Below are 24,419 nucleotides of genomic sequence, written 5' to 3'. Positions count from 1 at the left end.
AAGTGGTATTGTTTGGTTTTGCAAAAATAGTTTTTATAAGCTTATAAAACTACCTTTTAAAAATAGTACGGGCTGCATCCTGGTTATTGCTAACAATCGTTAAATTTTGATTGTCAAGACTTTCTATGATATAAGTCTTCCCTTCAAAAGTAATTAAGTCATTTTCTGACTGGTCGAAAAAGCTGCTGCCTTTTTCTATTTGATAAGCACTATTTCTAATTTCTACATTGTTTTTGTAAGTGATCACTCTTCCGTCAGGAGTAAAAACAACCTTCTTTGTAAATCCGATGGTTTTAGGAGTCGCCGTGTATGGGTTGCTGCTTCCGCCAATCGATTTTTGCCAGATCCAGGTATTCACGATAGATCCGGAGTTCAGGGTTGTTGATTCCAGCGAGTAAGCCGTTGAAAAAAGGCAACACACTATAATAAGTAATAAGAATTGCTTTTTCATGATCGATTATTTTTGAGCCGCAATTTTATCCTGTATCGCTTTTTTGAAAGTTTTTATTTCTGCACTCTGATCTGCAGTGTCAGTATTGTCAATAAAAATCTTAGTTACAATTCCTGCCTGACGAAGCTCGAAATAAGTGCCACCCTGATCAGCTGCATCTGGCGCACCATAAGTTTTCGTTTGTCCTTTTAAACTTAAAATTTCTGCAGGTACACTTTTTAAGAACAATGTATAATCACCTTTTTTGTTTGTTGTTGTGTATTTGTATTGATTGAAATCAAAACCATTAGCAGCAACATTTTGGAATTTCAGGATATTATAATCATTCAATTGATAAAATTTTCTGCAATCAGTTCCACCTGTACATTGATTAAAATAACTTCCTATTACAATGTTATCAGGGTTCTCATTCGTTTTACTAAAAAGAATTGGTTTTGAAGTTTTTGGAATTAAGATAAAATCGCTAGGATAGTTTACTGTCGAAGAAATAGGCTCTCCAGGTTGAGGTGCTTTTTCATAATAAGTAATCAGAATTTCGCATTTGTTTTCTACCATACTCGTTATTTTTATACCATAACCAGTTGTAGTTTTAAGACCAGAGAAAAGACCAACCAAATAGTTTTTAGTAAAATCTACAGTTAGATCACCTGCATTTGGACAAGTGCTTGCGTTATCACGCTTAGTAAAGAAACTTTGTAATTTCTCATCTGTATTTACTAATATATATGTGGGAACAGTTGGGTAAGTTTTTACATTGTACGCACATAAAAGAGGAGTTCCTATAAATGCTGATTCTTCTGTTGGCCCGCAATCTGCTTTTATATCGTCATTATTAAGAGAGCAAGCACTGAATCCAAAAGCTATAAACAAGCTTAACATTAATTTTTTCATGATAAATTTTTAATAGGTTATATATACTGTAGATGTGCTTGTTTTGAAATGGTTGCGTTGAATAAAAGTTTTTTTTAGTTTTTTTTAATGTGAATAATTTTCTAAATGTTTTTTAAATTCAGACTGGGCATTAAAATGTGAAATTTCGATTTTAAAAATTAAGCACTTCGTATTATTGATTACTTTTACTTTTTTATAAAATAAATTTAGTTATGGTCGATTTTCTTCCCTATTTGGTCGCTTTTGTTGTCGCTTTGTTTTTAGGCATATTTATGGGTAAGTTGTTGTTTTCGGCTCGATTTCAATCAGAGAAAATCAGTCTCGAAGAGCGATTAAGTGCTGCTATAAATCAATTGCAATTGCAAAAAGAACAATTTGAAAGAGAAAGAAATAATTTCGAAAAACAGATTCACTTAGTTGCTGCCGAAAAGGAAAACATTCGAACAGAAAAAGACAGTTTAGCGATTCAGCTTTCTAAGAAAGAAGTAGATTTCGAAAATTTGTGGGAACGCCATAAAGAACAAAAAAACGAGATAACGGAGTTACAGGAAAAATTTACCAAAGAATTTGAAAATCTGGCTAATAAAATCCTCGAAGAAAAATCGGCAAAATTTACCGAACAAAATAGCGAAAACATGAAAAATATCCTGTTGCCTTTGCAGGATAAAATTCAGGGTTTCGAGCAAAAAGTAGAACAGACCCACAAAGAAAGTATCGATTATCATGCAGCACTTCGTCAGCAGATTGTCGGTTTAAGTGAGATGAACGCTCAAATGAGCAAAGAAACCTTAAACCTGACTAAAGCTCTTAAAGGAGATAGTAAAATGCAGGGAAATTGGGGCGAACTGGTTCTGGAACGTGTTTTAGAAAAATCAGGTTTAGAAAAAGGACGTGAATACGAAGTACAGCAGAGTTTTACCAATAACGAAGGAAATCGTGTTTTTCCTGATGTTGTGATCAATCTGCCAGATGGTAAAAAAATGATTGTAGATTCTAAAGTTTCTTTGGTAGCCTATGAAAGATGGATCAACGAAGAGTCTGAAATACTGAAGATTGATTTTCTAAAAGAACACGTAAATTCTATAAGAAGACACGTAGAACAACTCGGCAATAAAAATTACCATGATTTGTACCAAATAGAAAGTCCGGATTTTGTTTTGCTTTTTATCCCAATAGAACCAGCTTTTGCCATTGCATTAAACGAAGATTCGGCACTTTATAACAAAGCATTCGATCGTAATATTGTAATTGTAACCCCAAGTACTTTACTGGCTACTTTAAGAACCATAGACAGTATGTGGGCGAACCAGAAGCAACAGGAAAATGCTTTTGAAATTGCCAGACAAGCCGGAGCATTATATGATAAATTCGAAGGTTTTGTTGGTGATTTAGTGAGAATTGGAAACAAAATTAAAGATACTAAAACCGAATACGAAAATGCGATGAATAAACTTGTCGACGGTAAAGGAAACTTAATTTCGAGTGTAGAAAGACTTAAAAAAATGGGAGCGAAGGCCAAGAAATCGCTTCCGGAAAATATAGTTGCCAGAGCTGCAAACACAGACGAAAATCAATCTTTAAACTAAGATTTTATGAAAAGAATTCTAATCATTATCGCAGCAATTTGTGTATTGGCTTTTACAGCTTATTTTGCCTTTATTTATTATGTTCCTTACAGCGAAGGATACCGTTCAGGCGAGTTGATCAGGATGAGCCATAAAGGAGTAGTAATGAAAACCTGGGAAGGCGAATTAAGTCAGGGCGTTTCAGGATCGCAAATTTTTAGTTTTTCGGTTTTAGACAGTGATAAAGAAGTAATAGATCAATTGAATAATCTACAAGGACAATATGTAAAATTGACTTACGTAGAACGCTATAGAACGTTTAGCTGGTGGGGAGATTCCCATTTTTTTATCACCGCTATTCAAAAAGAAAACTCCCCATTTAAATATAAATAAATATGATAACAGACTTTAAGCCGGTATCCTCATCAAAAATTAGTATTTCAGAATTAATGCTGCCATCGCACACGAACTTTAGCGGTAAAATCCATGGAGGTTATATTCTGCAATTGCTCGATCAGATTGCTTTTGCTTCTGCCTCAAAATTTTCAGGAAATTATTGCGTAACGGCTTCTGTGGATACAGTGAATTTTTTAAAACCAATTGAGGTTGGCGAATTAGTAACAATGAAAGCTTCTGTAAATTATGTAGGTCGAAGTTCAATGGTTGTAGGTATTCGTGTTGAAGCCGAAAATATTCAGACAGGCGCAATTAAACATTGTAACTCCTCTTATTTTACAATGGTTGCTAAAGATAAAGATGGTAAAAGTGTTCCGGTACCAGGATTAATCTTGTCGAATCTTGACGAAGTGCGTCGTTTTAGAAAGGCAATTAAACATATTGAACTTCGAAAAGAAGTAGAAGAACATGAAAAAGTAACCAATGTAAGTTCTATCGAAGATCTCGCAGGTTTAGCAAAATACAATGTATTATTAGAAATTAGCTAGAATAATTCTCTCCATTTAAAAATAAAGAATATGGTAAAGTTTGGATACACAATATTATATGTAGAAGATGTACAAAAGTCAATTGAGTTTTATGAAAACGCATTTGGTTTTTCAAGAAAATTTGTAACACCAGAAAATGATTACGGAGAATTAATTACTGGTGAAACAACGATTTCATTTGCATCAAAAAAATTAGCCGCTCAAAATTTAAAAGATGGTTTTATCGAAAGTAATCTTGAAGATAAACCTTTTGCAATTGAGTTGGGTTTTATCACAGATAATGTTGGCGAATTGGTACAAAAAGCAACTTCTTTTGGCGCCATTTTAGTAAAAGAACCAACGCAAAAACCGTGGGGCCAAATTGTAGCGTATGTAAGAGATGTCGATGGTTTTTTAATTGAGATTTGTACAGAAGTGCAGGGGTAGAAATTTTGTTATTATTGAAAACGAAATTATTTTTTTTCTCTACCAATATTTAATTCCTAACAGAATATCTTCTAGAGATTATATATTGGTAGAATAAAATTGTAGAACACAGAGTATGTCGCGTAGGGCAATGTCATTAAGTTATGCGTTAAACACAATCCCTTTGTGATCTTAGAGCAAAGCGTAATTCACAAAACTTTGCGTAATTCTTTGTGAACTTTGCGGTAAAATTTTCTTTATCGAGTTACTTATGGGCTTCTCCCGAAGCCTCGGGACACTCAGCCTGACAAGATTGCGTTAAAAAAGATTAACTTAATGACATTGCACGTAGGGACAATGTTCGCCAAACAAAAATCATTTTTTCACCAACTCCATTTCACATTTTACAAACAAAAAATATTTCACAAATATTTGGCAAAAATCGGCAACCGTGTCCGTGAAAATTTCGTAACTTTAAGTATAAACATTTGGTTATCACGTTTTCACGGAGTACTGCCATTCAATTTTTAAAAACTTATATTAAGTCCAGTTTTTTTCTCTTCTTAAAATAAAAAAAATCGAATGACATAATTGTTTAATTATTGACGATTATGAAAAAAACTACTTTTTTTATTTTGCTATTTACAGCCTATTCTGTTATCGCACAGGATAAATTTTTCACCAACACGGGAACTATAAATTTTGAAGCTTCTGTACCTTTCTTCGAAGAAGTAAAAGCTGTAAACAGACAGGTTGCCATTGTTCTGGAGCCTAAAACAAGTACATTTATTTGTACTGTGATTGTTAGAGATTTTCGTTTTAAGTTAGATATGATGCAGGAGCATTTTAACGAAAATTATATGCAAAGCCGTCGTTACCCTAAAGCTGTTTTTAAAGGAAAAATCGAAAAATTTGATTTAAAAGATATCAATGAAACGGAGAAAGAATATCAAATAAAAGGAAAATTGGTTTTGCGCGGAAAATCGAAAGATATTATGGTAAGCGCTTTAATTAAAAAAGTAGGCGACGGAATTCAGATTATTTCTGATTTCCCAATTTCAGTTTCTGATTTTAATATCCAGATTCCGAATGAAATTGCTGCTAAAATTTCGAAAACGGCCAATACCGAATTAATTGGAGTGGTTAAAACCAATGATTCGATGTATCTTACTTTAAAATAAAATTTAATTGAGACAGCTTGCAAGTGCAGTTTCTAAATCAGTAAATTGAAAATCAAATCCCATTTTTTGTATTTTTTCAGATGAAACTCTTTGGCCTTCTAAAACAGCCACACTCATTTCGCCTAAAACTATTTTCAGGACAAAAGCAGGTGCTTTTGGGAGCCAGATTTTGTATCCAAATAAATTGGCCAGTGTTTTAGATAAACTCTCGTTTGTGGTATTGTCTGTAACGCAGGAATTATAAGCACCATGCATTTGCTCGTCTGCAATTGCTTTCAAATAAATATTGCATAAATCCTCGATATGAATCCACGGAACATATTGTTTTCCTGTACCTAAAATGGCACCAAAACCAGCTTTAAAACTCGGAGCTATTTTTTTTAGGAAACCTTCGCCTTTGCCCAATACAATTCCGGTTCTTACTTTTACGGTTCGAATTCCTAACGAATTTATTTTATCGACCGCTTTTTCCCATTCCTGGCAAGTAATGCCTAAAAAGTCATTTGCCGGCGGAGTATCTTCGGTACATATATTATCGTTAGTATAAGCGCCATATATTCCAATTGCCGATGCTGAGACAAATGCATCCAGCTTTTTATTCTTTTTTTCTAAAACAGAAAAAATAAGATCGATAGGCTGTGTGCGGCTTTCGAGTATGTCTTTTTTACGTTTTTTAGTCCATCGTTTTTCAACAATTCCTTCTCCTGACAAATGAATAATGTAATCTGCTTTTACTATTGCTTCTTCATCAATATAATTGCGGGTCAAATCCCATTTATAATAGGTGATCGATGAAGTATTTTTTCTATCAGAACGGCTTAAAATAGAGACTTCGAAACCATTATCAATAAGTAAATCGGTTAAGTGTTTGCCTATAAATCCAGTTCCTCCGGTAAGTAAAATATTTTTTGCCATAATAGTTTATAATTTATTTAACAGCGTATTCTGTTTAACGATAAGTAAAGATACTTAAACATTGATTACCTTTAAGGCAAATTAAAAATTTAATAAGATGGAAGCTAAAAAGAAGACAATCAGTAAAGAAGACATCGTTTCAATATATATGGAAGAAGTTCTGGAAAAAGGACAAAAGCCAAAATCGGTTTATCATTTCGCAAAAGAAAATAATTTTACTGAAGCCGAATTTTATGCGTTTTTTGGAACACTAGAAGGTTTAGAAAAAGAAATTTTCAGATTATTTTTTGCCAACACAGTCGATTTGCTGCATAAAAACACTGATTATCTGGAATATGATATGAAAAACAAAATGTTGAGTTTTTATTTCACCTTTTTCGAAATCCTGACAGCCAACAGAAGTTATGTTTTACAATCCTTAAAATTCGACCGAAATCCGTTAAAAAACCTCGTACAACTTACTACGCTTCGCAATAGTTTTAAAGAATATGTTTCAGGAATCCTAACCAACGATTACAGATTAGAGCAGGAAAAGCTGCGAAAGTTTCAGGAAAAAGGAATTCAGGAATCGGCCTGGTTGCAATTAATGCTTACCATAAAATTTTGGGTTGACGATGATTCGGCAGCTTTTGAAAAAACAGATATTTTTATCGAAAAATCAGTAAATGCTTCATTTGAATTAATGAATGTTGCGCCTCTAAATCACTTGATAGATTTAGGTAAATTTCTTTTTAAAGAAAAAATCTACAGCAAACAATGAAAACAATCGATTATATACCAACATCAAAAATAGAAAGAGCCAGTAAATTGGTGCAAACCGGTGCAAAAATAGGCGTAAACTATGTAAAGCATTATGCCGAAAAAATGGTGAATCCTGATTTGACCCGCGATAAACTCAACGAAAATAACGCCGAAGACATTTACGACGGACTAAAAAGCCTGAAAGGAAGCGCGCTAAAAGTGGCCCAAATGCTAAGCATGGACAAGAACTTTTTGCCTCAGGCCTATGTCGAGAAATTTTCTTTGTCACAGTTTTCCGTTCCGCCGCTTTCGGCGCCATTGGTTTTAAAAACGTTTAAAACCAATTTCGGAAAAACACCTTACGAAATCTTCGACGAATTCAATGCCAATTCTGTCAATGCAGCAAGTATAGGTCAGGTACATTTGGCGGTAAAAGAAGGTAAAAAGTTAGCTGTTAAAATTCAGTATCCCGGTGTTGCCAATAGTATTTCGTCTGATTTGGCTTTGGTAAAACCCATCGCAATTAGAATGTTTAACCTTCAGGGAAAAGATTCTGATAAATATTTTAAAGAAGTCGAAGATAAACTCATCGAAGAAACCAATTATTTACTCGAACTAAAACAAAGCGAAGAAGTAGTAGAAGCGTGCAATAAAATCGAGAATTTACTTTTTCCAAGATATTATCCTGAGTTTTCATCAGAAAAAATCATCACGATGGATTGGATGACAGGAATTCATCTTTCTGAGTTTACCGCCATCAATACAGACAAAGAAGCTGGCGATAAACTAGGTCAGGCACTTTGGGATTTTTATATGTACCAAATTCATGTACTACGAAAAGTACACGCCGATCCGCACCCCGGAAACTTTTTGGTCGATGATCAAAACCGTTTGATTGCACTTGATTTTGGATGTATGAAAATAATTCCCGAAGAATTTTATGTGCCATATTTTGAGTTAATCAATAAAAATGTAATTACAGATAAAGCGCTTTTCAATCAAAAATTGTTCGAATTAGAAATTCTTCGACCAGATGATACTCCGGCAGAAATTGAGTATTTCACCGAGATGTTTCATGATTTGTTATCTCTTTTCACAAAACCATTCCAAAATGAAACTTTCGATTTCGCCGATGAAACTTTCTTTGACAGCATTGCGAAATTAGGCGAACGTTTCTCTAACGATACCAATCTCAAAAAAATGAACGGAAATCGTGGCTCTAAACATTTTATTTATATGAACCGTACTTTCTTTGGTCTATATAATTTAATGTTTGATTTGAAAGCGAAGATTGTGGTTTCGAATTATATAAAATATTAGGAGTTAAAAATAGTACTCCGATAATAAAATTAAACTTAAATAAATGAGAAATATTCTAATTATCGGAGGAAGCAAAGGAATCGGAAGTGCTGTTTTATTGCAACAGCTCGAAACCAATCGGGTGTATAATATCAGCAGGAGCGCACCGGAACTTACGCATCCTAATCTTACTCATTTTGGTTTAGATGTATTGCAGGAGGAACTTCCTGATCTAGACGAAATAGATTCTTTAGTTTATTGTCCCGGTTCTATTACGCTAAAACCTATCTCGAATTTAAGTATTGATGATTTTAGAAAAGATTTCGAAATCAATGTCATTGGCGCTGTAAAAGTTATTCAGAAATATTTGCCTGTTTTAAAAAAAGGTGATGAACCTTCGATCGTTTTATTCAGTACCGTTGCCGTAAAATTAGGAATGCCTTTTCATGCCAGTATTGCAACTGCAAAAGCAGGTGTCGAAGGCTTGACAAAATCACTTGGGGCCGAATTGGCTTCTGTAGTTCGTGTCAATGCCATTGCGCCTACTATTACAGATACTTCACTTGCGGCTTCGATCTTGCGAAACGATCGCATGAAAGAAAACATGATCGATCGCCATCCTATGAAAAGTTATTTAAAACCTCAGGAAGTTGCCCAAATGGTTGATTTCCTGATTTCTGAAAAAGCGAATTCTATTTCAGGTCAAATTTTCGAAATGGATTATGGATTAGTGACTTTTAAAATCTAGACACTATGAAAATTCTCCTGACAGGTGCAACAGGTTACATTGGTAAACGTCTTTTGCCTATTTTAGTGGCGCAGGGACATCAGGTAATTTGCTGTGTAAGAGATAAAAACAGGTTTTACATACCCGCAGATTTTCTGCAAAAAGTACAAGTCATTGAAGTCGATTTTCTAGAAAAAGAAACGCTGACAGCAATTCCTGCCGATATTGATGCCGCTTTTTACCTCATTCATTCCATGTCAGGTTCTGATACCAATTATGATGAGTTAGAAAGTATTTCGGCAACTAATTTTACCGAAAGAATAAATCAGACTCAGTCACAACAAATCCTGTACTTAAGCGGAATTGTAAATGATAAGTCACTTTCTAAACATTTGTCGTCCCGCAAAAATGTCGAAAGTATTTTAGCGAAATCAATAGTACCCTTAACCACTTTAAGAGCCGGAATTATTGTAGGATCGGGCAGTGCTTCTTTCGAAATCATCCGCGATTTGGTCAACAAACTTCCGGTAATGATTACGCCCAAATGGCTCAATACAAAATGCCAGCCCATTGCGATAAACGATGTTTTGGAGTTTCTCTCCAAATCACTTTTAAATCCAGTCACTTATAATCAGAGTTTTGATATTGGAGGTCCGGATATACTCACCTACAAAGAAATGCTATTGGCTTTCGCCGAAGCAAAAAATCTCAAACGGTACATTTTTACTATTCCCGTAATGACACCTAAATTGTCATCATACTGGCTGTATTTTGTTACCTCAACCTCATATAAACTGGCATCGGCTTTGGTAAGCAGTATGAAAGTCGAGGTTATTTGCAACGATCATCGCATTAATGAGCTTTTGCAAGTGAAGCCCATGACGTATAAACAAGCGCTTTCGAGAGCTTTAATCAAAGTCGAAGAAGATAAAGTGGCTTCAAGCTGGAAAGATTCTCTTGTAAGCGGACGTTTTAACCGCAATATCTCGGCACATCTAAAAGTTCCTAAAAAAGATTGCTACATCGACCGGAGAAAAAAAGAAATCGAAAATCGCGATTATACCATAGATAGAATCTGGTCAATAGGAGGCGAGACAGGTTGGTATTACGGCGATTGGCTCTGGAGTTTACGAGGCTTTATCGATAAGCTTTTTGGAGGTGTAGGTTTGCGCCGTGGCCGAACCAATAAACACGACATTCATTCCGGCGATGCTTTAGATTTTTGGCGCGTTTTATACGCCAATAAACAAGAAGGAAAACTGATCTTATACGCCGAAATGAAATTGCCCGGAGAAGCCTGGCTCGAATTCAAAATCATTCACAATACCTTATATCAGGCAGCAACCTTCAAACCCAAAGGTATTTTAGGAAAACTCTATTGGTATTCTGTTTTACCGTTTCATGGTTTTATTTTCAACGGAATGCTTAATAAACTCATTAAGTAGTTTTAGGAGCTGTTTCCTGCTATCCGCTATATCTTTTGTGGCGAACCCCGCCACAAAAGGATATCGCTTCTATCAGGGCTAGGGATGCAGTTTTTATTAGAACTTTTATCCATTAATATTACAATTTTGTCATCCTGACGAAGGAAGGATCACACTCGTAACTCGTCAAAGATTAGAAATTCGTTTTTATTATAATAACAAACCCGACAGGTTTTTAAAACCTGTCGGGTTTACTTTTAGGAACGGAGTTTCTTGCGGAGATCCTTCCTTCTTCAAGGATGACAAAATTGGGTAAAAGTTTCGAAAAGTATTGGGATTTGGTCACGAAGCTTCGGGATAAAAAATTTGGAATTTATTTAATTATCCCAGCCTTATAAGTCGCAATTGCACGATCCCTTGCAAAAGCGTGATCTACCATTGGTTCATTATATCCTAAATCAAATTCAGGAATCCATTTACGAATGTAGATTCCTTTTTCGTCGAATTTCTTTAGTTGAATTTCCGGATTAAAAACCCTGAAGTAGGGTGCAGCATCACAACCTGTTCCTGCTGCCCATTGCCAGTTGCCTACGTTTGATGCCAATTCGAAATCCAGTAATTTCTCGGCAAAATAAGCTTCGCCCCATTGCCAGTTGATCAATAAATGTTTGCATAAGAAACTGGCGACAACCATACGAACACGATTGTGCATATAACCGGTTTCGTTTAGCTGACGCATTCCCGCATCGACCATTGGGTAACCGGTAGTTCCGGAACACCAACGTTTAAAATCGTCTTTGTTATTGCGCCATTGAATGCCATCATAAGCCGACTTGAAATTGTGATTCACGCAATTCGGGAAGTTAAACAGAATCTGAATAAAGAATTCTCTCCAGATTAATTCGCTTAAAAAAGTCTGGTTTTTCTTGTTCGCCCAATTCACTAATTTGCGAATACTAACCGTCCCGAAACGTAAATGTGGAGAAAGATAAGATGTACCATCCAAAGCCGGAAAATCTCTTATTTCTTTATAATTACCTATTTGAGTTAAGTTATGAGGCAATACTTTTATCGTGCTTCTTTCAAAACCAATTTTGGATAATTCAGGAAACTTGAAATTGTTTTTAGCAAAGTTAGAAAACAATGGTTTTGTGTCATATTCAAAAGCTTGTCCTGAAAGATGATATTTCTCCAGCCATTTGTTTTTATAAGGTGTATAAATTGTGTACGGAAGTCCATCAGCTTTGGTGATTTCTTTTTCTTCGAAAATCACATGATCTTTGAATGAAAAAGCTTCTATATTATTTTCTTTTAATAAAGCCGAAATAGTCAGATCACGTTTTATAGCGTAAGGTTCATAATCTTTATTAAAGAAGATTTGCTGAATATCAAACTCTTCTACAAGCGATTTCCAAACGTTGAAAGTTTTTCCTTTTTTGATTAAGATGGAAGAATCAATTGCCTGAAGTTGTTTGTTTATTGCTTCGAGTGAATCGTAGATAAAACTAACGCGCGCATCATCTTTAGGAAGATTTTCTAAAATATCTTCATCAAAAATAAATAACGGAATTACGGGAAAATCAGATTGCAGGGCATTGAATAATCCGATATTGTCATCGAGACGTAAATCACGTCGAAACCAGAAAAAAGTAACTTTTTGTTTAGTCATTATTATATTTCTTTTGCCACAGATTATAAAGGATTTTGGTTTCACGCAGATTCTGCAGATTTAGGCAGATTTATTTTTTATTTTAATTTAATTAATCTGCGTTAAAATTAATCTGGGCGTAAAATTATTTTGAATTGAATAGTTCTTCGATTTTTTTGTGGCGATATTCAAAAATGGATTTCAGTTTGTTCCTGACCATTATTGTATTGGCAATTTGTCCTAAGAAACCAAATGGTAGGGCATAATGTACCACATCGGTCATTTTTGTACCGGTTTCTGTAGGTTCAAAAAAGTGTTTGTGATGCCATAATGCGTACGGACCAAAACGCTGTTCGTCTACAAAATATTGATTTTCTGATGAAATGGTTATGATGGTCATCCAATTTATTTTGATTCCTAACAGAGGTTTTAAAGTATAGGTAATCACTTGCCCGGGATACATGCGTTTGCCGTCGAAATCTTCAATTACGAAACTCATATCGTCAGGTGTTATCGTTTGAAGGTTTTGTGGACTCGAGAAAAAGTCCCAACATTTTTCGATACTGGCGTTTAAGTGTTGTACGGTTTCTAGCTTATATACTTTCATAAAATCGATTATTACGAATGGTTCTTGAGATGCGTTTGCGTTAGGGGTTGTAGTGGAGCTCTTTTTGTGTCAGGCTTTTTTTGCCTGATACAAAAAAGCGGGAACGGAAGACCCGACCCGCTTTTTCTGCGGGTAACGCCCAAATTATGCTACATTTTATAATATTTGAAAGGAACGAATAACATTCCGAAACATTCTCCGTGCTCTTTTCCTAAATGCTTGTGGTGTATTTTATGAGCTTTTCGTAAACCAATCAGGTATTTGTTTTTGGTGTTTTTAAACCATTTAAAACGCTGATGAATTAAAACATCGTGAATTAAAAAATAGCAAGCGCCATAAGTCGTAACTCCGCAAGCGATGAAAAACAAATAATTGAATCCGCCCTGAACGCCAAAATAAAAAAGAACAATACTGGGAATGGCGAAAATGACAAAGAAAATATCGTTGCGCTCAAAAGTATCCGGGTATTTGGGTTGATGATGATCTTCGTGAAAATACCACATAAGCCCGTGCATAATGTATTTGTGCGTGAGCCAGGTTACACATTCCATGAAGAGAAAAACGCCTAAAAAGATGAAGAAAGAAATCATTTTTTATGTTTTGAATTATTATAATAATTAATTTTCGCCAATCTTGTCATTGCGAGGAACGAAGCAATCGCATTTGCTAAATCAAACTTTACGTTTATGATAGTGAGGTTGCTTCGTTCCTCGCAATGACATAAAAGGCGTTGAAATCTAAACCAGTTTCAACTTGTAAGTTACAAAAGATTGCGCTAAAAGTCCAGCCTTTGTATAATTTGAAACTCTGATTCTTGAGCTTCCAATTTCGTAATACGGTGTATTTTTTAGTTTTTTTAGTAACTTTTTGTAATAGATGTAAGCGGTATAAACCCCAAATTGTGCTTCGATAGGCAATTTTACAATTCCCTGATAAGCAATCCTGAAGTCTTCTTCGATTTCGTTGATGATCGTGGTTTTGGCATTTTCATCAAAAGAATTTAAATCGACTCCGGGAAAATAATTTCGGTTTAAAACCAAATTATCATCTTTAAGATCTCTCAGAAAATTCACTTTCTGAAATGCCGATCCTAAACTCATGGCTTCGTTTTTTAGCTGCTCGTATTTTTGTTCATTTCCTTTTACAAAAACTTTTAGACACATTAAACCCACAACATCGGCAGAGCCGTAAATATAGTCTTCGTATTCGGTTTGTGAATTGTAGGTTGATTTGATGAGGTCTAGTTTCATGCTTTTAAGGAAAGCCTGAACCAAATCATCAGTAATATTGTATTCTTTTACGGTATGCTGAAAAGAGTTGAGAATAGGGTTTAAGCTAATGCCAAACTCAACGGCTTTGTAATATTCTTTTTCGAAATCATTAATAAGATTTTCTTTGTCGTACTCATGAAATGAATCGACAATTTCGTCAGCAAAACGAACGAATCCGTAAATGCTGTAAATCGCTTCACGAATGCTTGGTGAAAGCATTTTTACCGCTAACGAAAAAGATGTACTGTAGTTTTGGGTGACCAATTTGCTACATTTGAAAGAAACGGTGTCGAATAGTGATTTCATTTTTTAAGATCTAAAAGATTTTTGAATTAACTCGGCTACTAGTTTTCCTGAAATTAAAGCAGGCGGAACACCTGGGCCAGGAACGGTTAATTGTCCTGTAAAATATAAATTCCGGACTTTTTTACTTTTTAGTTTTGGTCTTAAAAAAGCCGTTTGCAATAAGGTATTGGCCATTCCGTAAGCATTTCCTTTGTAAGCGTTATAATCGGTTACGAAGTCATTCTTGCAAAATGATCTCTTAAAGATAATATTATTTTTAATTTTTTGTTGTGTAAGCTCCTCAAAACGAGTAATAATTTTCTCGAAATATTCTTCTCTAAGTGCTTCACTATCATGTATTCCCGGTGCTAACGGTATGAGAAAAAATCCGCTTTCCATGCCTTCCGGTGCTGCAGTCTGATCTGTTTTTGATGGAAAATTGGCGTAGAACAAAGGTGCATCCGGCCATTTTGGTTCATCGTAAATATCGGCTGCATGCTGATTGAAATCGACATCAAAAAATAAAGCGTGATGCGAAATGTTTTCTATTTTTTTATCAAAACCAACAAAGAACAAAAGTGAAGACGGTGCGAAAACCCTGCTTTCCCAATATTTCTCTGAATAGGCACGATGCTCGATATCTAATAAAGTTTCGGTATGATGATAATCGGCTCCGCTTAAAATGATATCGGCTTGTATCGTTTTTCCGTTGATGACAATTGCGGTTGCAGTTTTATTCTCGACAATTATTTTTTCGATAGCAACATTGGTTTCTATTGTAACTCCAAGTTCCAAAGCCAGTTTTTCGATACCGCGAACAACGTCGAACATTCCGGTTTTTGGGTGCCAGGTTCCTAAGCCAAAATCGGCATAATTCATGAAATTATAGAATGATGGAGTTTTGGTAGGTTTTGCCCCTAGAAATAAAACGGGAAATTCCAAAATCTGAATTAGTCGTTCGTTTTTGAATTTCTTACGAATATCAGTACTTACGGTACTAAAAAACTGATTGAGTTTTAAAGTAGTTTCCACGGTGATTAATTCAAGCGGAGAAACTCCGGGACGATACACCAAATCTTTAATCGCAATATCATAATTGCTTTTAGCCTGCTTGATGAAAGTTTCGAGTTCGTGGCCACTTCCTTTTTCTATGCTTTCAAAAGTGGTTTTTATTTCTTCGAGATTGTCATAGATGCTGATGAAATCATCTACGCCAAAATAAACCCTGTAAGCAGGATTTAGTTTTATAAGCTCGTAATAATCGGTAGTTTTTTTATTGAAATCGTGAAAAAAGCGTTCAAAGACATCTGGCATCCAGTACCAGCTTGGTCCCATATCAAAAGTGAAACCCTCTTTTTTGAATTGTCTTGCCCTGCCGCCAATAGATTCGTTTTTTTCATAAATCGTCACTTTGTTTCCTTGTTGTGCCAAGTAACATGAAGCGGCTAAAGCAGAGAAGCCTGATCCTATTATTGCTATTGTTTTTTTCATTTGTTTAACAAATGTACAAAAACTTTAAACAAAATTAATTATAGCATACTAATTGTTTCTTCCATAGAATCGAAAATTCGTATTCTTTCGGGTAGTGTTTTCTGGTCAATATGCTCTACCATATTTCCCATTAACCATATTTCATTGTTTTTTTGAAGTAATTTTTGCCCCATAGATTTTACATACTGATTGATAACACTGCGATCCGGCTGCACTGTCATGAAAGATATAAATGTAATGTTCTCGAAATGTTTGGTTAAATCCTGAAGGTTTTCGATGGGCATACTTTCGCCCAAATAAATGGTTTTGTAGCCATGGGATAAAATTTCGTATTGCAGGTATAATAAACCTATTTGATGAATTTCGTTTAATGGTAACGAAAGCACAAAAATTCTATTGGTCTTACTTGGTTTTAATATTTGAAGACTTTCGGTGTAGATTAATATTTTTTGTTTGATCAAATGACTCATGAAATGTTCATTTGCAGGAGTTATGGTTTCTGATTGCCATAATAATCCTAATTCTTTCAATAAAGGAAGAAAATGATCTTTGAAAACTTCTTTGAATGATTTTTCAGAGATCAGCCAATCAAAAGTATTGAAGAATATTTCCTGGTCAAAATTCATCATGGCCATTTTGAATGAAGTTATGGCGTAATTCTGAGAATTTTTCTTCGAAATAATTTCACGAACCAATTGCGGTATCTTTTCTTCGGGATACGTTGCTATTTTAGAGATCTTATATCCGTATTCGTGTAATAAAGTAATGTTTAAAAGCTTCTGTAAATTTTGCAGGTTATAGAGTCTAATGTTGGTGTCGGTACGCATTGGCTCTAAGATGTTGTATCTTTTCTCCCAGATACGAATGGTGTGTGCTTTTATTCCTGATAAGTTTTCAAGATCTTTTATGCTGAAAACAGTCTTAATATTGTTTATCATTACTGGCTATTTGGTGAACAAAAATAGAATAAAATCTGAGATGTGTCTTAAAATCTTCTTAAGATTAGAGAATTAATCGAATTTGATGTTGGAGAATTTATTTAATTTATCTAAATGCAAAATTGTTTTAGAACTGTCTTTGCTTCGATTGTACATAGTTTCGAATTTTGCTCCATAAATGATTTCATTAAAAGTGTATGATGTTCTCGCGGCTACTGTGTTACTATACATATTGTCGAAAGTGGTTATAAACACGAATATCTCACCGTGTATTTTTTTGAAATCGTCTTTGGTAAAATTATACAACGGACTGTTTTCAGTAATTGGATGCACGAGAGTCCAGCTTAACGAAAGGGCATTTATTTTGTCTAATTCGAGTTCCAGACTGTAAAATTTATTGGTTTGCTCGCCATTTTCTTCCACACTCATCACTAATGTAATTTTTGCTGTAGCATCTGTAAAGTTGGTATTTTTAAAAGGGACCAAACGTATCATTAATCCTTTGTTTTTCCCGTAAGGTGAAATCAGGGCATTGTCTGAAAATTTTAAAAATGCAGTTGGTTTGCTGAATCTTCCAAAAAATAAACCTGTTGCAATGGCAAAACTTAATAAACCAATTAAAGCTTCGGCTGCTGATAATGCACTGGTTAAAAAACCTGTTGGACTAATGTGTCCGTAACCAACCGTTGTAAAAGTTTGTGCACTGAAAAAATAGGCCTGGCCAAATTGGGTTAAAACGCTTTGAGATTGTTCGATTCCGTCGAGATGTTCGATACCAATGGCATAATAGATAACGGCAAAAATAAAATTGAGGACAATGTAAAAAATAAACAAAATCGACATGAATTTCCAGTTGGGCATATCAATCATGGTGTGATACCAACTGATGCGGCGAAAGAAATGCATGCCTCTTTTTTCGATATTAGGGGTTCCGTCTTTGTTTACAAATCTTCCTCCGTAACTGTTTGCATTTGCACCAAAGCCGGAGTTTTTATCGGTTTGTGCTTTGTGGTTTATCTTTTTTAAAAGTGCCATTAAAAGTTTGTATTAAAGGACAAATGTAAGGATAACTTTGAGATGAAATTAAGTCGAAGTTTTTTGAATAAAAAAAGCAATCTGTAAAACTGATTTTTACAGATTGCTTTAATATTGAATGCGTTTGATGACGTTTTATTTACAAAAAGTCGCTTTGTTTTTTATGGCGCTCTGGCTGCCTAATTCGATTGCTTTAGAGAAATCTTTGCAGGCATTTTTTTTGTCTCCCATTTTATTGTAAGCTAATGCTCTTAAGTTGTAAGCAATATAATCTTTTGGGTTTAAACCAAGTGATGAGGTGCAATCGTCAACGGTTTCTTTAAAGTTGTTTAGTTTGTAATTTACATTGGCTCTGCCGGTAAATGCATCTGCGTTCATACTGTCGAGGTCGATTGTTTTGCTAAAATCAGCTTGAGCGCCTTTTAGATCGTTGAGTTTAAATTTTGCAACACCACGATTTTGGTACGCTTCGACGAATTTAGAATTCATGCTAATGGCTTTTGTGTAATCGGCAATTGCGCCTTTTGTGTTGCCGGCTTCGGCTTTTTTCATGGCTTTGTCAAAATAGCCAGTTGCAGATTGTGCCCACGTAGAGCAAGTGATCATAATAAATGATGCAATTAAAAAGTGTTTCATAAACCAATTTGGGATTAGGTTAGTAGGTTAAATAATTCTGGAAACGAATTTAGTAAAGTTTTGTTTTGTTGGGAAAGTTCTTTTGTGAAATAACTATTATTTAATTTATTCTTTTTGGATAATTTGTTTTTTGTTGTAGTAAAGCATTGGAAACTAGGTTTTTATTTCTGTTAAAAAAAAGATTATTTAATCTGATTTCTTATTACGAACAAACGGATTGGAATTTAGCCTCCAGATATATCCAATTTGTAAATTTCCTGACGATAAAGCAATGTTGTTAGTGTCATTGCCTGAGAAAGAAGAAAATATAAGGTTGTTGATATATGATAGACCAAGAGACCAATTTTCTTTATTATAACCAACAGATATTCTTGGGAAAAATGTAGGGTAGATTTCTATCTTTTGTTTGCCAAAATCGTTTATTCTTTCAGTACCAAAGTTTACCCCCATAGTTGCTGATCCGCTGGTAAACCATCTTTTGTTAATTGCCCAGGTATAAGCATAACCTCCACTTACTCCGAATTGGAAATTGCGTAATGAATTTTTAGATTTGTGTACAAAAGAGCTGTCAGAACCTATTTTGGTAAAATAAACTCCTCCGCCAAGCAAAAAGCTTCCTGCTGATTTTAATTGTCTTTCGTTTTGATTAAAAGCGGCTTTATAGGAGAATTTCTTATTGTTAAAAACATATTGGCCAAAAGCGCCATATTGCTGAATATTTAAGTCAGGATATAGTTGTGTGTTTTTATCCGATTGATCTGAAGTATAAAAGCCATGATATTTTTGTATAAAAAGGTCTATAATGAACTTTTTCCCGTAATGGTGAATTTGAAAATCAAGTGCTTTGGTTTCTCCTTTTTCATCATCTTTCAGGAAACTCAAACTGTGACCATAGCTTAAATCGATTATGGTATTTTTTATAGCAACTCCAAAACCTAAACTCATCGGAGTATTGGGCATGAAATTTTTAATTTCTCCATCTGTTTCCTTTTCCATCGAAATAAATTTCATCGATAGATAAGTTCTTAGAGAGACTTTATTGTGAAAAGGTTTAATATACGTTGTGTCAATCTGCGCCTCGCAAAAATAAGGAAGGATAAAAAAGAGCAAAAAAGAAAAATATAATTTCATTAGGATGTCAGACGGAAAATAAGGACTCTTAGTATTTTAGAAAAACCGATTAAAAAGGTTTACAGGGGTTAAAAATAAGACGTAATTAATTGATTTTAGTTACAAAAATTTATAATCTAATGTAAATAAAATGTGTTTTAGAGTTATTCTATTTGTTTTTATAAAACGATAATTTTATTTAAAAAGGGATTCATTTCTTAATTGAGATTTTATTCTAATTTCTTTTCTGCTATAATTTTTTATGTAAATTTGATTGGTATCTATTTGTACAACAATGTTGTAATAGATAGATATACTCAGGAAAAGGAATGTTTTTTTTCTAAAAATAAACGTTTTAATTAGTAACCCCAATAATAATTAAAAAGAATGAGAAAAAATTTTGCCCTTGCTTTTGGTGCGCTCTATATGTTGTTTTTTACAATTCCGTTTCCAATGCTTATTTATTATAGCGTTAATAGTGAATTTGATGTAACTACGCTGAAAGATAAAAATCCGTGGTTGGCTTTGATTATAGTTTCGATTTCGATAATTCTTTGGTTGATTGTTTTAATTGGCTATTTCCACAAATGGATTCTTCAAATTTTTATCTCAAAAAGAAACATAGAAAAACTAAAGTTGGGCGGAGTATCGCGCGAAGCAAAAATTTTAAGCGCTGTAAAAACATCTAAACCCAATGAGAAATTCAATACCTATGAACTTGAACTATCATTTAAAAACCTGGCTGATACAGAAATTACAAGCAAGACTGTTATTACGGATGCTAAACCTCACCAACGTCGTTTTGAAGCGGGAAAAAAATTAAGTTTAATACTTGACAGAGATGCCAAAGAAGCTCCGCATTTTATTATTGCCACTACAGAAGTGGGTTTAAATATAGTGAGGATAGCATTTATTGTATTCGGCTGGCTGGTATTTGTTGCTGCAGTAATTGGTTATTATATTTACGCATATCGAACAGAAAGTTATGGTATGGGCTGGCGCTTTATAAGTTTTGGACATCCGCTGATTGTGTGTCCGATGGTGCTTTTGTTTTTTAGATATCTTTTGAAGTTTATTTACAGTAAGCTTACAGGATTAAATGGCAGTTCATCAATGATCAAGTTTAAGGGAATAAAAACCTGGGCGAAATTGATTAAAGTAAGCCAAACCGGAACTTATATTAATGACCAGCCCGAGATTTGTTTTGAACTCGAGTACACGGATAACAAACATCATGTTCATCGCAATAGTCTGAAAAAAGTAATCAGGCTTCTTGAACTCGATATTACCAAACAGGAAAAAATAGAGATTTTTTATCTGCCGGAAAATCCAAATAAAATTGCTTTTGCAAGCGATCTAAATACTATAGACTAACGATGAGAAAATTAATTATACTGCTAATTTGCTGTCAGCTTTTGTTAAGTTGTGAGCAGGTAACTAAAACTATCGATGAGACCTTTAAGCCGAATGATACTTTAGTGCAAAAGGAAAAAGAGAAAGAAAACACAATACCTGAAACAACGGTAAATACTCAGATTGATGTTGAGCAAATTATAAAAACAGCAATTGAAACACATTCTGTAGGACATATACATACCGAAGGAAAGAATGTCAATTTTCTAACAGATACAAACGAATTAGAAAAAGCAGAGGAGGCTTTGAGGAAATTGCCTCAATATGCCGGAAAAGAGATTTTTATTTATTCGACGCTGTATTTTTATAATGACGGACTCATTAATGTGATGCTTCAGCATCCAACAAATCCTAAATATGTGGATATTTATGATTATAAAGATGGTAAGTGGTCTGAACCAAAACCTCTTCAGCTATCGGTTAGGGACGAGGTTCAAAAGCGTTTGGTTTCACTTAATAAAATTAAGTTTGTAAATGTTGCCAAAGTAACGTCTACTTACAATGAGAAAGCAAAAGAAATAGAGGGAGCAAAACCTCTTACAAGTGCTTATGTTTCTATTTGGGATAATAAGATGCGCTGGTATCCTTCGAGTATAAATGGGAGTAGGGAAAGATACTCGATACAATTTAATGATGACGGAAGTTTGAAAGCATTTAAGCAGGAGTAAAGCTTTTATGTTGAATATTTATAATTTGCCTGACTTGTTGATGGCATTAAAAAAAGGTAAAACATATTGCATGTTTTACCTTTTTTAATTCTTTATGTTTTTTGGTGCGAATTATAAAATCAAACCGATAATTTTATTTTAAAATCGCCGGCAATAAATAATCGTGAACTATTTTGTCTGCCTGAGCATGTCCGTAAGGTTTATTGAAAGCTTTTGAAGTGATGATTACTACAAGCGGTAAATCTTTAAAAATTATAAATTCGTTTCCGCCATTTCCGGCGCAATAATAGGTTTCGTAATTTTTACCTTTGTAATTGACTGTTTTATTCCAAAACAAATAACTGTAGAATTGGTTCTCTCGCTCAGAAATCTTAATTTGTTTTGTAAAGGTTTTTTCGACCCAATTTGCTGGGATTATTTGTTTGCCATTCCATGCGCCATTATTTTTATATAACTGAGCATATTTGGCATAATCAAGCGAAGTCATTTGCAGGCTGCCCGCTGTATTTGGTACTTTTTGCGGCGTATATTGCCATTGATAATTGGTAATGTTTAAGGGTTTGAAAAGTTTTTCATCGGCGTATTTTTCTAGTCTGCCAGGAACACTTTTATCCAGAATATCTCCTAAAAGTACCACACCGGCCGTAAAATAGTCCCATTTGGCTCCATTTGTTTTAGTAGGATCAGTAGGCAAATCCAATGTAAATTTTACCCAGTTGTCTGTGGGATACATGTTTTCTTCGTTTCCTGGTGACTCGCTATGGGCGTCAGATCCTTCAAATGAAGAGCTCATCGTGAGCAGGTCTTTTATTTTTATGCTGTCTTTTTTTATGTTATAATTTGCATAGTCTTTTAAATTATAAAAAGAGCTAAGTGGTTGATTTTCATTTTTAATAGATCCATCATTTATGGCTAAACCCATAAGTGTCGACGCAAAAGATTTTCCTGCCGAACGGGTATCATGCAAGGTATTTCTGGCGGCATCATTAAAATATTCTTCTATCAAAAGTTTACCATCATAAATGGCGACAACACTTGTTATTTCTTTTAGATTGTATGAAGCAATTTCCTTATTTAGTAATTCAATTTTCTTTTTGTCAAATTGAAAATCAGAAACTTCCCATCCGCTGTTGGGCAATATTGGCTGTATTTTCATTTGTTTGGCAGTTACTTCGGGGGTTTTTATGATCAGTTTAATTTGCCCTTTTGCTATTAAATTTCCCACTATGGCTTCGGTATTTTTATTGGTAATGATATAAGGTCTAACTTCGATTCTTAGCGTATGAGTTCCGTTTGTTAATGCTTTTTCTCCGCCATTAAGTTTAAAACGGTCCCACATGTGTAAAGCCCAAAGATTTTCGGCTTTAGAACTGGTAAGCGGGATTCTTAATGTTGTTGAGGTATTTTTGCTGCTTCCGTACCCAAAATTACAGCCGGAGTTAATGTTGTCTTTATAAATGAATTTATTATCAATATAAAAAGAAAACTGAAGATTACCCATTTCTACAAGTTCTTCAGCCGATAAATTGGGAGCTAATTGATGTAAATAATTTGTTATTGAGTTATCCAGAAAAATCCTGATGTTAAGATTTGATTTATACGTAAGGTTGAATGACTGAAGAAAATCGGTTTTTTTGTATTGATCTAATGGAATGTTGCCATCCATAAAAGTAACTTTTCCAATGTTTGATTGATGAAGTTCTCCCGTAATTCCTTCGGTTTTAAAAAGATCCGTATTTTGGCTAAAGCCAGTAAGACAGAAAAGGCTGATTGCAAGTAGAAATAATGTTCGTTTCATATTTTTGATTGATTGATTTGATTGAGGTGTAAAATTATTCTGCCGCCAGCATTAAAAATTGTACCAGATTAACATTTGGCATTATTTCATTAAAAGTAATTTTAAATGTGCAGAAGGATTTAATCCGTTTACCTCTTTGAAACATCTTGTAAAATGACTTTGATCAGAAAACCCACATTCGTAAGCGATTTCGGTTAAGGACTGTTTTTGTAAAGAAAGAAGTGAAAGTGCTTTTTCGACTTTTAATTTCCTCATGTATTCACTTAAAGTGCAGTGAAAGTATTTAGAAAAATCTCTTGACAGGTGAACCGGATGTATTCCGGCTATTTTAGATAAATAATCTAACGAAATGGTATCTCCAATCTGGTCGTGGAGAATTTCGTCAATAATTTGTACCCATTTTGGATTTTTGTATAGTAATGAATTGTTGTGTGCGCTTAGTTTTGATAAGATTTCGATCAGTAATGTTTGTGTAGAAAAATCTACGGCAGCACCTTCAATTTTCGCAGCTCTGAAAACTTTATACATTAAAAACTTAATTTCCGGTTTTGCGATGTTGATGCTTCCTTGCAAATTATCCTCTGATAATGCAATAGTATCAAACCAATGTTTTTCGATTTCGAGATGAAAACCTCTGGTAAATCCGTCAGGTTTTATATTATAATGAGGTTCCTGCCAATTATGAAAAAGCAAACTTCCGGGAGAGCAATTGTAGATCTCTTTTTTATTTCCCTCGATAACATTGCCTTCAAGGATAAAAGTAAAATAAGCGTTTTCATGATAATGCCAATCGACTTTACTGTGGGTGTAAACGGTATCTGTTAAGGTTATTCCGTCCAGTAAAATAGTTTCATTGGTTTGCCCGTAAAATGCGCCTCTTTGCAGATGTTTCATGTTAATCGCATTAATTTTATTAAGTGCTGAGGTATTTTCGATGGTTCTAAATGTACTCTAAATTAATACATAAAGAATTTTG

At 34.3% G+C, this 24,419-nt stretch carries 25 protein-coding genes; 11 read left to right on the top strand and 14 right to left on the bottom strand.

Translation table 11 applies throughout. The features are described 5' to 3' along the window. Positions 1–49 precede the first annotated feature (49 nt). The gene (locus LNP81_RS00550; RefSeq protein WP_230032571.1) at positions 50–451 is read right to left on the bottom strand and encodes a hypothetical protein; all 402 of its coding nucleotides are present in this window, start codon (positions 449–451) and stop codon (positions 50–52) included. A 6-nt stretch (positions 452–457) separates the two neighbouring features. Beyond that, positions 458–1,342, bottom strand: a complete 885-nt coding sequence (locus LNP81_RS00545; RefSeq protein ID WP_230032568.1) for a protease complex subunit PrcB family protein — start codon at positions 1,340–1,342, stop codon at positions 458–460. Positions 1,343–1,554: 212 nt separating this feature from the next. Between LNP81_RS00545 and LNP81_RS00540 the strand changes: the two genes are divergently transcribed. The 5 genes from LNP81_RS00540 to LNP81_RS00520 all read left to right on the top strand — a co-directional run bounded on the left by LNP81_RS00540 (position 1,555) and on the right by LNP81_RS00520 (position 5,437). Next, positions 1,555–2,928 (top strand): DNA recombination protein RmuC, encoded by a 1,374-nt coding sequence (locus LNP81_RS00540; RefSeq protein WP_230032565.1) that lies wholly within the window; start codon positions 1,555–1,557, stop codon positions 2,926–2,928. Positions 2,929–2,934: 6 nt separating this feature from the next. After that, positions 2,935–3,300, top strand: a complete 366-nt coding sequence (locus LNP81_RS00535) for a 6-phosphogluconate dehydrogenase (protein WP_230032561.1) — start codon at positions 2,935–2,937, stop codon at positions 3,298–3,300. Positions 3,301–3,302: 2 nt separating this feature from the next. Continuing rightward, the gene (locus LNP81_RS00530) at positions 3,303–3,851 is read left to right on the top strand and encodes an acyl-CoA thioesterase (protein ID WP_230032559.1); all 549 of its coding nucleotides are present in this window, start codon (positions 3,303–3,305) and stop codon (positions 3,849–3,851) included. A gap of 30 nt (positions 3,852–3,881) precedes the next feature. Further along, the gene (locus tag LNP81_RS00525; RefSeq protein ID WP_230032556.1) at positions 3,882–4,277 is read left to right on the top strand and encodes a VOC family protein; all 396 of its coding nucleotides are present in this window, start codon (positions 3,882–3,884) and stop codon (positions 4,275–4,277) included. A 590-nt stretch (positions 4,278–4,867) separates the two neighbouring features. Beyond that, the gene (locus tag LNP81_RS00520) at positions 4,868–5,437 is read left to right on the top strand and encodes a YceI family protein (protein WP_230032552.1); all 570 of its coding nucleotides are present in this window, start codon (positions 4,868–4,870) and stop codon (positions 5,435–5,437) included. A 3-nt stretch (positions 5,438–5,440) separates the two neighbouring features. Here LNP81_RS00520 and LNP81_RS00515 read toward each other — a convergent pair whose 3' ends face one another. Beyond that, positions 5,441–6,352: a TIGR01777 family oxidoreductase gene (locus LNP81_RS00515; RefSeq protein WP_230032551.1), complete on the bottom strand. Its 912-nt coding sequence runs from the start codon at positions 6,350–6,352 to the stop codon at positions 5,441–5,443. A gap of 97 nt (positions 6,353–6,449) precedes the next feature. Here LNP81_RS00515 and LNP81_RS00510 point away from each other — a divergent pair, with 97 nt between their 5' ends. From LNP81_RS00510 to LNP81_RS00495, 4 genes are read left to right on the top strand one after another with little or no spacing between them, the layout of a single operon-like run. After that, positions 6,450–7,112, top strand: coding sequence for a TetR family transcriptional regulator C-terminal domain-containing protein (locus LNP81_RS00510; RefSeq protein WP_230032548.1), 663 nt, complete (start codon positions 6,450–6,452; stop codon positions 7,110–7,112). Then, on the top strand, positions 7,109–8,413 hold the full coding sequence (locus LNP81_RS00505) for an ABC1 kinase family protein (RefSeq protein ID WP_230032545.1): 1,305 nt from the start codon (positions 7,109–7,111) through the stop codon (positions 8,411–8,413). The genes LNP81_RS00510 and LNP81_RS00505 overlap by 4 nt, the downstream gene beginning before the upstream one ends. Positions 8,414–8,456: 43 nt before the next feature. After that, positions 8,457–9,140 (top strand): SDR family NAD(P)-dependent oxidoreductase, encoded by a 684-nt coding sequence (locus tag LNP81_RS00500; protein ID WP_230032543.1) that lies wholly within the window; start codon positions 8,457–8,459, stop codon positions 9,138–9,140. 5 nt (positions 9,141–9,145) lie between these two features. Next, on the top strand, positions 9,146–10,564 hold the full coding sequence (locus LNP81_RS00495) for an SDR family oxidoreductase (RefSeq protein WP_230032540.1): 1,419 nt from the start codon (positions 9,146–9,148) through the stop codon (positions 10,562–10,564). Positions 10,565–10,916: 352 nt separating this feature from the next. On the opposite strand, the gene LNP81_RS00490 is transcribed toward LNP81_RS00495, so the two are convergent. The 9 genes from LNP81_RS00490 to LNP81_RS00450 all read right to left on the bottom strand — a co-directional run bounded on the left by LNP81_RS00490 (position 10,917) and on the right by LNP81_RS00450 (position 19,585). Next, positions 10,917–12,212 carry a cryptochrome/photolyase family protein gene (locus tag LNP81_RS00490; RefSeq protein ID WP_230032537.1) on the bottom strand — a complete coding sequence of 432 codons (1,296 nt, stop codon included), beginning with the start codon at positions 12,210–12,212 and terminating at the stop codon, positions 10,917–10,919. A 124-nt stretch (positions 12,213–12,336) separates the two neighbouring features. Beyond that, complete coding sequence (locus LNP81_RS00485; protein ID WP_230032534.1) at positions 12,337–12,798, bottom strand: SRPBCC family protein; 462 nt, start codon at positions 12,796–12,798, stop codon at positions 12,337–12,339. Between the two features lie 149 nt (positions 12,799–12,947). Next, on the bottom strand, positions 12,948–13,388 hold the full coding sequence (locus tag LNP81_RS00480) for a sterol desaturase family protein (RefSeq protein WP_230032532.1): 441 nt from the start codon (positions 13,386–13,388) through the stop codon (positions 12,948–12,950). 147 nt (positions 13,389–13,535) lie between these two features. Continuing rightward, positions 13,536–14,375: a phytoene/squalene synthase family protein gene (locus LNP81_RS00475; RefSeq protein ID WP_078005799.1), complete on the bottom strand. Its 840-nt coding sequence runs from the start codon at positions 14,373–14,375 to the stop codon at positions 13,536–13,538. Positions 14,376–14,378: 3 nt separating this feature from the next. Further along, positions 14,379–15,845, bottom strand: coding sequence for a phytoene desaturase family protein (locus LNP81_RS00470; RefSeq protein ID WP_230032518.1), 1,467 nt, complete (start codon positions 15,843–15,845; stop codon positions 14,379–14,381). Positions 15,846–15,883: 38 nt separating this feature from the next. Further along, a complete protein-coding gene (locus LNP81_RS00465; RefSeq protein WP_230032516.1) occupies positions 15,884–16,783 on the bottom strand; it encodes a MerR family transcriptional regulator in 900 nt (299 codons plus the stop codon). Between the two features lie 72 nt (positions 16,784–16,855). Then, positions 16,856–17,818, bottom strand: coding sequence for an ion channel (locus tag LNP81_RS00460; RefSeq protein WP_230032513.1), 963 nt, complete (start codon positions 17,816–17,818; stop codon positions 16,856–16,858). Between the two features lie 135 nt (positions 17,819–17,953). Then, positions 17,954–18,454, bottom strand: a complete 501-nt coding sequence (locus tag LNP81_RS00455) for a tetratricopeptide repeat protein (protein ID WP_230032510.1) — start codon at positions 18,452–18,454, stop codon at positions 17,954–17,956. 186 nt (positions 18,455–18,640) lie between these two features. Continuing rightward, positions 18,641–19,585: a DUF4421 family protein gene (locus LNP81_RS00450; protein ID WP_255700727.1), complete on the bottom strand. Its 945-nt coding sequence runs from the start codon at positions 19,583–19,585 to the stop codon at positions 18,641–18,643. 366 nt (positions 19,586–19,951) lie between these two features. On the opposite strand from LNP81_RS00450, the gene LNP81_RS00445 reads away from it, so the two are divergent. Continuing rightward, positions 19,952–20,938, top strand: coding sequence for a hypothetical protein (locus LNP81_RS00445; RefSeq protein ID WP_230032503.1), 987 nt, complete (start codon positions 19,952–19,954; stop codon positions 20,936–20,938). 2 nt (positions 20,939–20,940) lie between these two features. After that, on the top strand, positions 20,941–21,645 hold the full coding sequence (locus tag LNP81_RS00440) for a hypothetical protein (protein ID WP_230032500.1): 705 nt from the start codon (positions 20,941–20,943) through the stop codon (positions 21,643–21,645). A 133-nt stretch (positions 21,646–21,778) separates the two neighbouring features. On the opposite strand, the gene LNP81_RS00435 is transcribed toward LNP81_RS00440, so the two are convergent. Together LNP81_RS00435 and LNP81_RS00430 are read right to left on the bottom strand one after the other, a co-directional pair. After that, a complete protein-coding gene (locus tag LNP81_RS00435; RefSeq protein WP_230032498.1) occupies positions 21,779–23,443 on the bottom strand; it encodes a serine hydrolase domain-containing protein in 1,665 nt (554 codons plus the stop codon). Positions 23,444–23,524: 81 nt separating this feature from the next. Continuing rightward, positions 23,525–24,337, bottom strand: coding sequence for a helix-turn-helix domain-containing protein (locus LNP81_RS00430; RefSeq protein ID WP_230032497.1), 813 nt, complete (start codon positions 24,335–24,337; stop codon positions 23,525–23,527). Positions 24,338–24,419: the final 82 nt, after the last annotated feature.

Origin of the sequence: Flavobacterium piscisymbiosum (assembly GCF_020905295.1) — a bacterium.
Taxonomy (GTDB): domain Bacteria; phylum Bacteroidota; class Bacteroidia; order Flavobacteriales; family Flavobacteriaceae; genus Flavobacterium; species Flavobacterium piscisymbiosum.
The sequence above is the reverse complement of the archived record's forward strand: the minus strand, read 5'-3'. Positions and strand labels throughout refer to the sequence as shown.

Excerpts from the sequence above, each read along its gene's own strand:
- LNP81_RS00550 (WP_230032571.1), bottom strand. The coding sequence starts at position 451 with ATGAAAAAGCAATTCTTATTACTTATTATAGTGTGTTGCCTTTTTTCA.
- LNP81_RS00545 (WP_230032568.1), bottom strand. The coding sequence starts at position 1,342 with ATGAAAAAATTAATGTTAAGCTTGTTTATAGCTTTTGGATTCAGTGCT.
- LNP81_RS00540 (WP_230032565.1), top strand. The coding sequence starts at position 1,555 with ATGGTCGATTTTCTTCCCTATTTGGTCGCTTTTGTTGTCGCTTTGTTT.
- LNP81_RS00535 (WP_230032561.1), top strand. The coding sequence starts at position 2,935 with ATGAAAAGAATTCTAATCATTATCGCAGCAATTTGTGTATTGGCTTTT.
- LNP81_RS00530 (WP_230032559.1), top strand. The coding sequence starts at position 3,303 with ATGATAACAGACTTTAAGCCGGTATCCTCATCAAAAATTAGTATTTCA.
- LNP81_RS00525 (WP_230032556.1), top strand. The coding sequence starts at position 3,882 with ATGGTAAAGTTTGGATACACAATATTATATGTAGAAGATGTACAAAAG.
- LNP81_RS00520 (WP_230032552.1), top strand. The coding sequence starts at position 4,868 with ATGAAAAAAACTACTTTTTTTATTTTGCTATTTACAGCCTATTCTGTT.
- LNP81_RS00515 (WP_230032551.1), bottom strand. The coding sequence starts at position 6,352 with ATGGCAAAAAATATTTTACTTACCGGAGGAACTGGATTTATAGGCAAA.
- LNP81_RS00510 (WP_230032548.1), top strand. The coding sequence starts at position 6,450 with ATGGAAGCTAAAAAGAAGACAATCAGTAAAGAAGACATCGTTTCAATA.
- LNP81_RS00505 (WP_230032545.1), top strand. The coding sequence starts at position 7,109 with ATGAAAACAATCGATTATATACCAACATCAAAAATAGAAAGAGCCAGT.
- LNP81_RS00500 (WP_230032543.1), top strand. The coding sequence starts at position 8,457 with ATGAGAAATATTCTAATTATCGGAGGAAGCAAAGGAATCGGAAGTGCT.
- LNP81_RS00495 (WP_230032540.1), top strand. The coding sequence starts at position 9,146 with ATGAAAATTCTCCTGACAGGTGCAACAGGTTACATTGGTAAACGTCTT.
- LNP81_RS00490 (WP_230032537.1), bottom strand. The coding sequence starts at position 12,212 with ATGACTAAACAAAAAGTTACTTTTTTCTGGTTTCGACGTGATTTACGT.
- LNP81_RS00485 (WP_230032534.1), bottom strand. The coding sequence starts at position 12,798 with ATGAAAGTATATAAGCTAGAAACCGTACAACACTTAAACGCCAGTATC.
- LNP81_RS00480 (WP_230032532.1), bottom strand. The coding sequence starts at position 13,388 with ATGATTTCTTTCTTCATCTTTTTAGGCGTTTTTCTCTTCATGGAATGT.
- LNP81_RS00475 (WP_078005799.1), bottom strand. The coding sequence starts at position 14,375 with ATGAAATCACTATTCGACACCGTTTCTTTCAAATGTAGCAAATTGGTC.
- LNP81_RS00470 (WP_230032518.1), bottom strand. The coding sequence starts at position 15,845 with ATGAAAAAAACAATAGCAATAATAGGATCAGGCTTCTCTGCTTTAGCC.
- LNP81_RS00465 (WP_230032516.1), bottom strand. The coding sequence starts at position 16,783 with ATGATAAACAATATTAAGACTGTTTTCAGCATAAAAGATCTTGAAAAC.
- LNP81_RS00460 (WP_230032513.1), bottom strand. The coding sequence starts at position 17,818 with ATGGCACTTTTAAAAAAGATAAACCACAAAGCACAAACCGATAAAAAC.
- LNP81_RS00455 (WP_230032510.1), bottom strand. The coding sequence starts at position 18,454 with ATGAAACACTTTTTAATTGCATCATTTATTATGATCACTTGCTCTACG.
- LNP81_RS00450 (WP_255700727.1), bottom strand. The coding sequence starts at position 19,585 with ATGAAATTATATTTTTCTTTTTTGCTCTTTTTTATCCTTCCTTATTTT.
- LNP81_RS00445 (WP_230032503.1), top strand. The coding sequence starts at position 19,952 with ATGAGAAAAAATTTTGCCCTTGCTTTTGGTGCGCTCTATATGTTGTTT.
- LNP81_RS00440 (WP_230032500.1), top strand. The coding sequence starts at position 20,941 with ATGAGAAAATTAATTATACTGCTAATTTGCTGTCAGCTTTTGTTAAGT.
- LNP81_RS00435 (WP_230032498.1), bottom strand. The coding sequence starts at position 23,443 with ATGAAACGAACATTATTTCTACTTGCAATCAGCCTTTTCTGTCTTACT.
- LNP81_RS00430 (WP_230032497.1), bottom strand. The coding sequence starts at position 24,337 with ATGAAACATCTGCAAAGAGGCGCATTTTACGGGCAAACCAATGAAACT.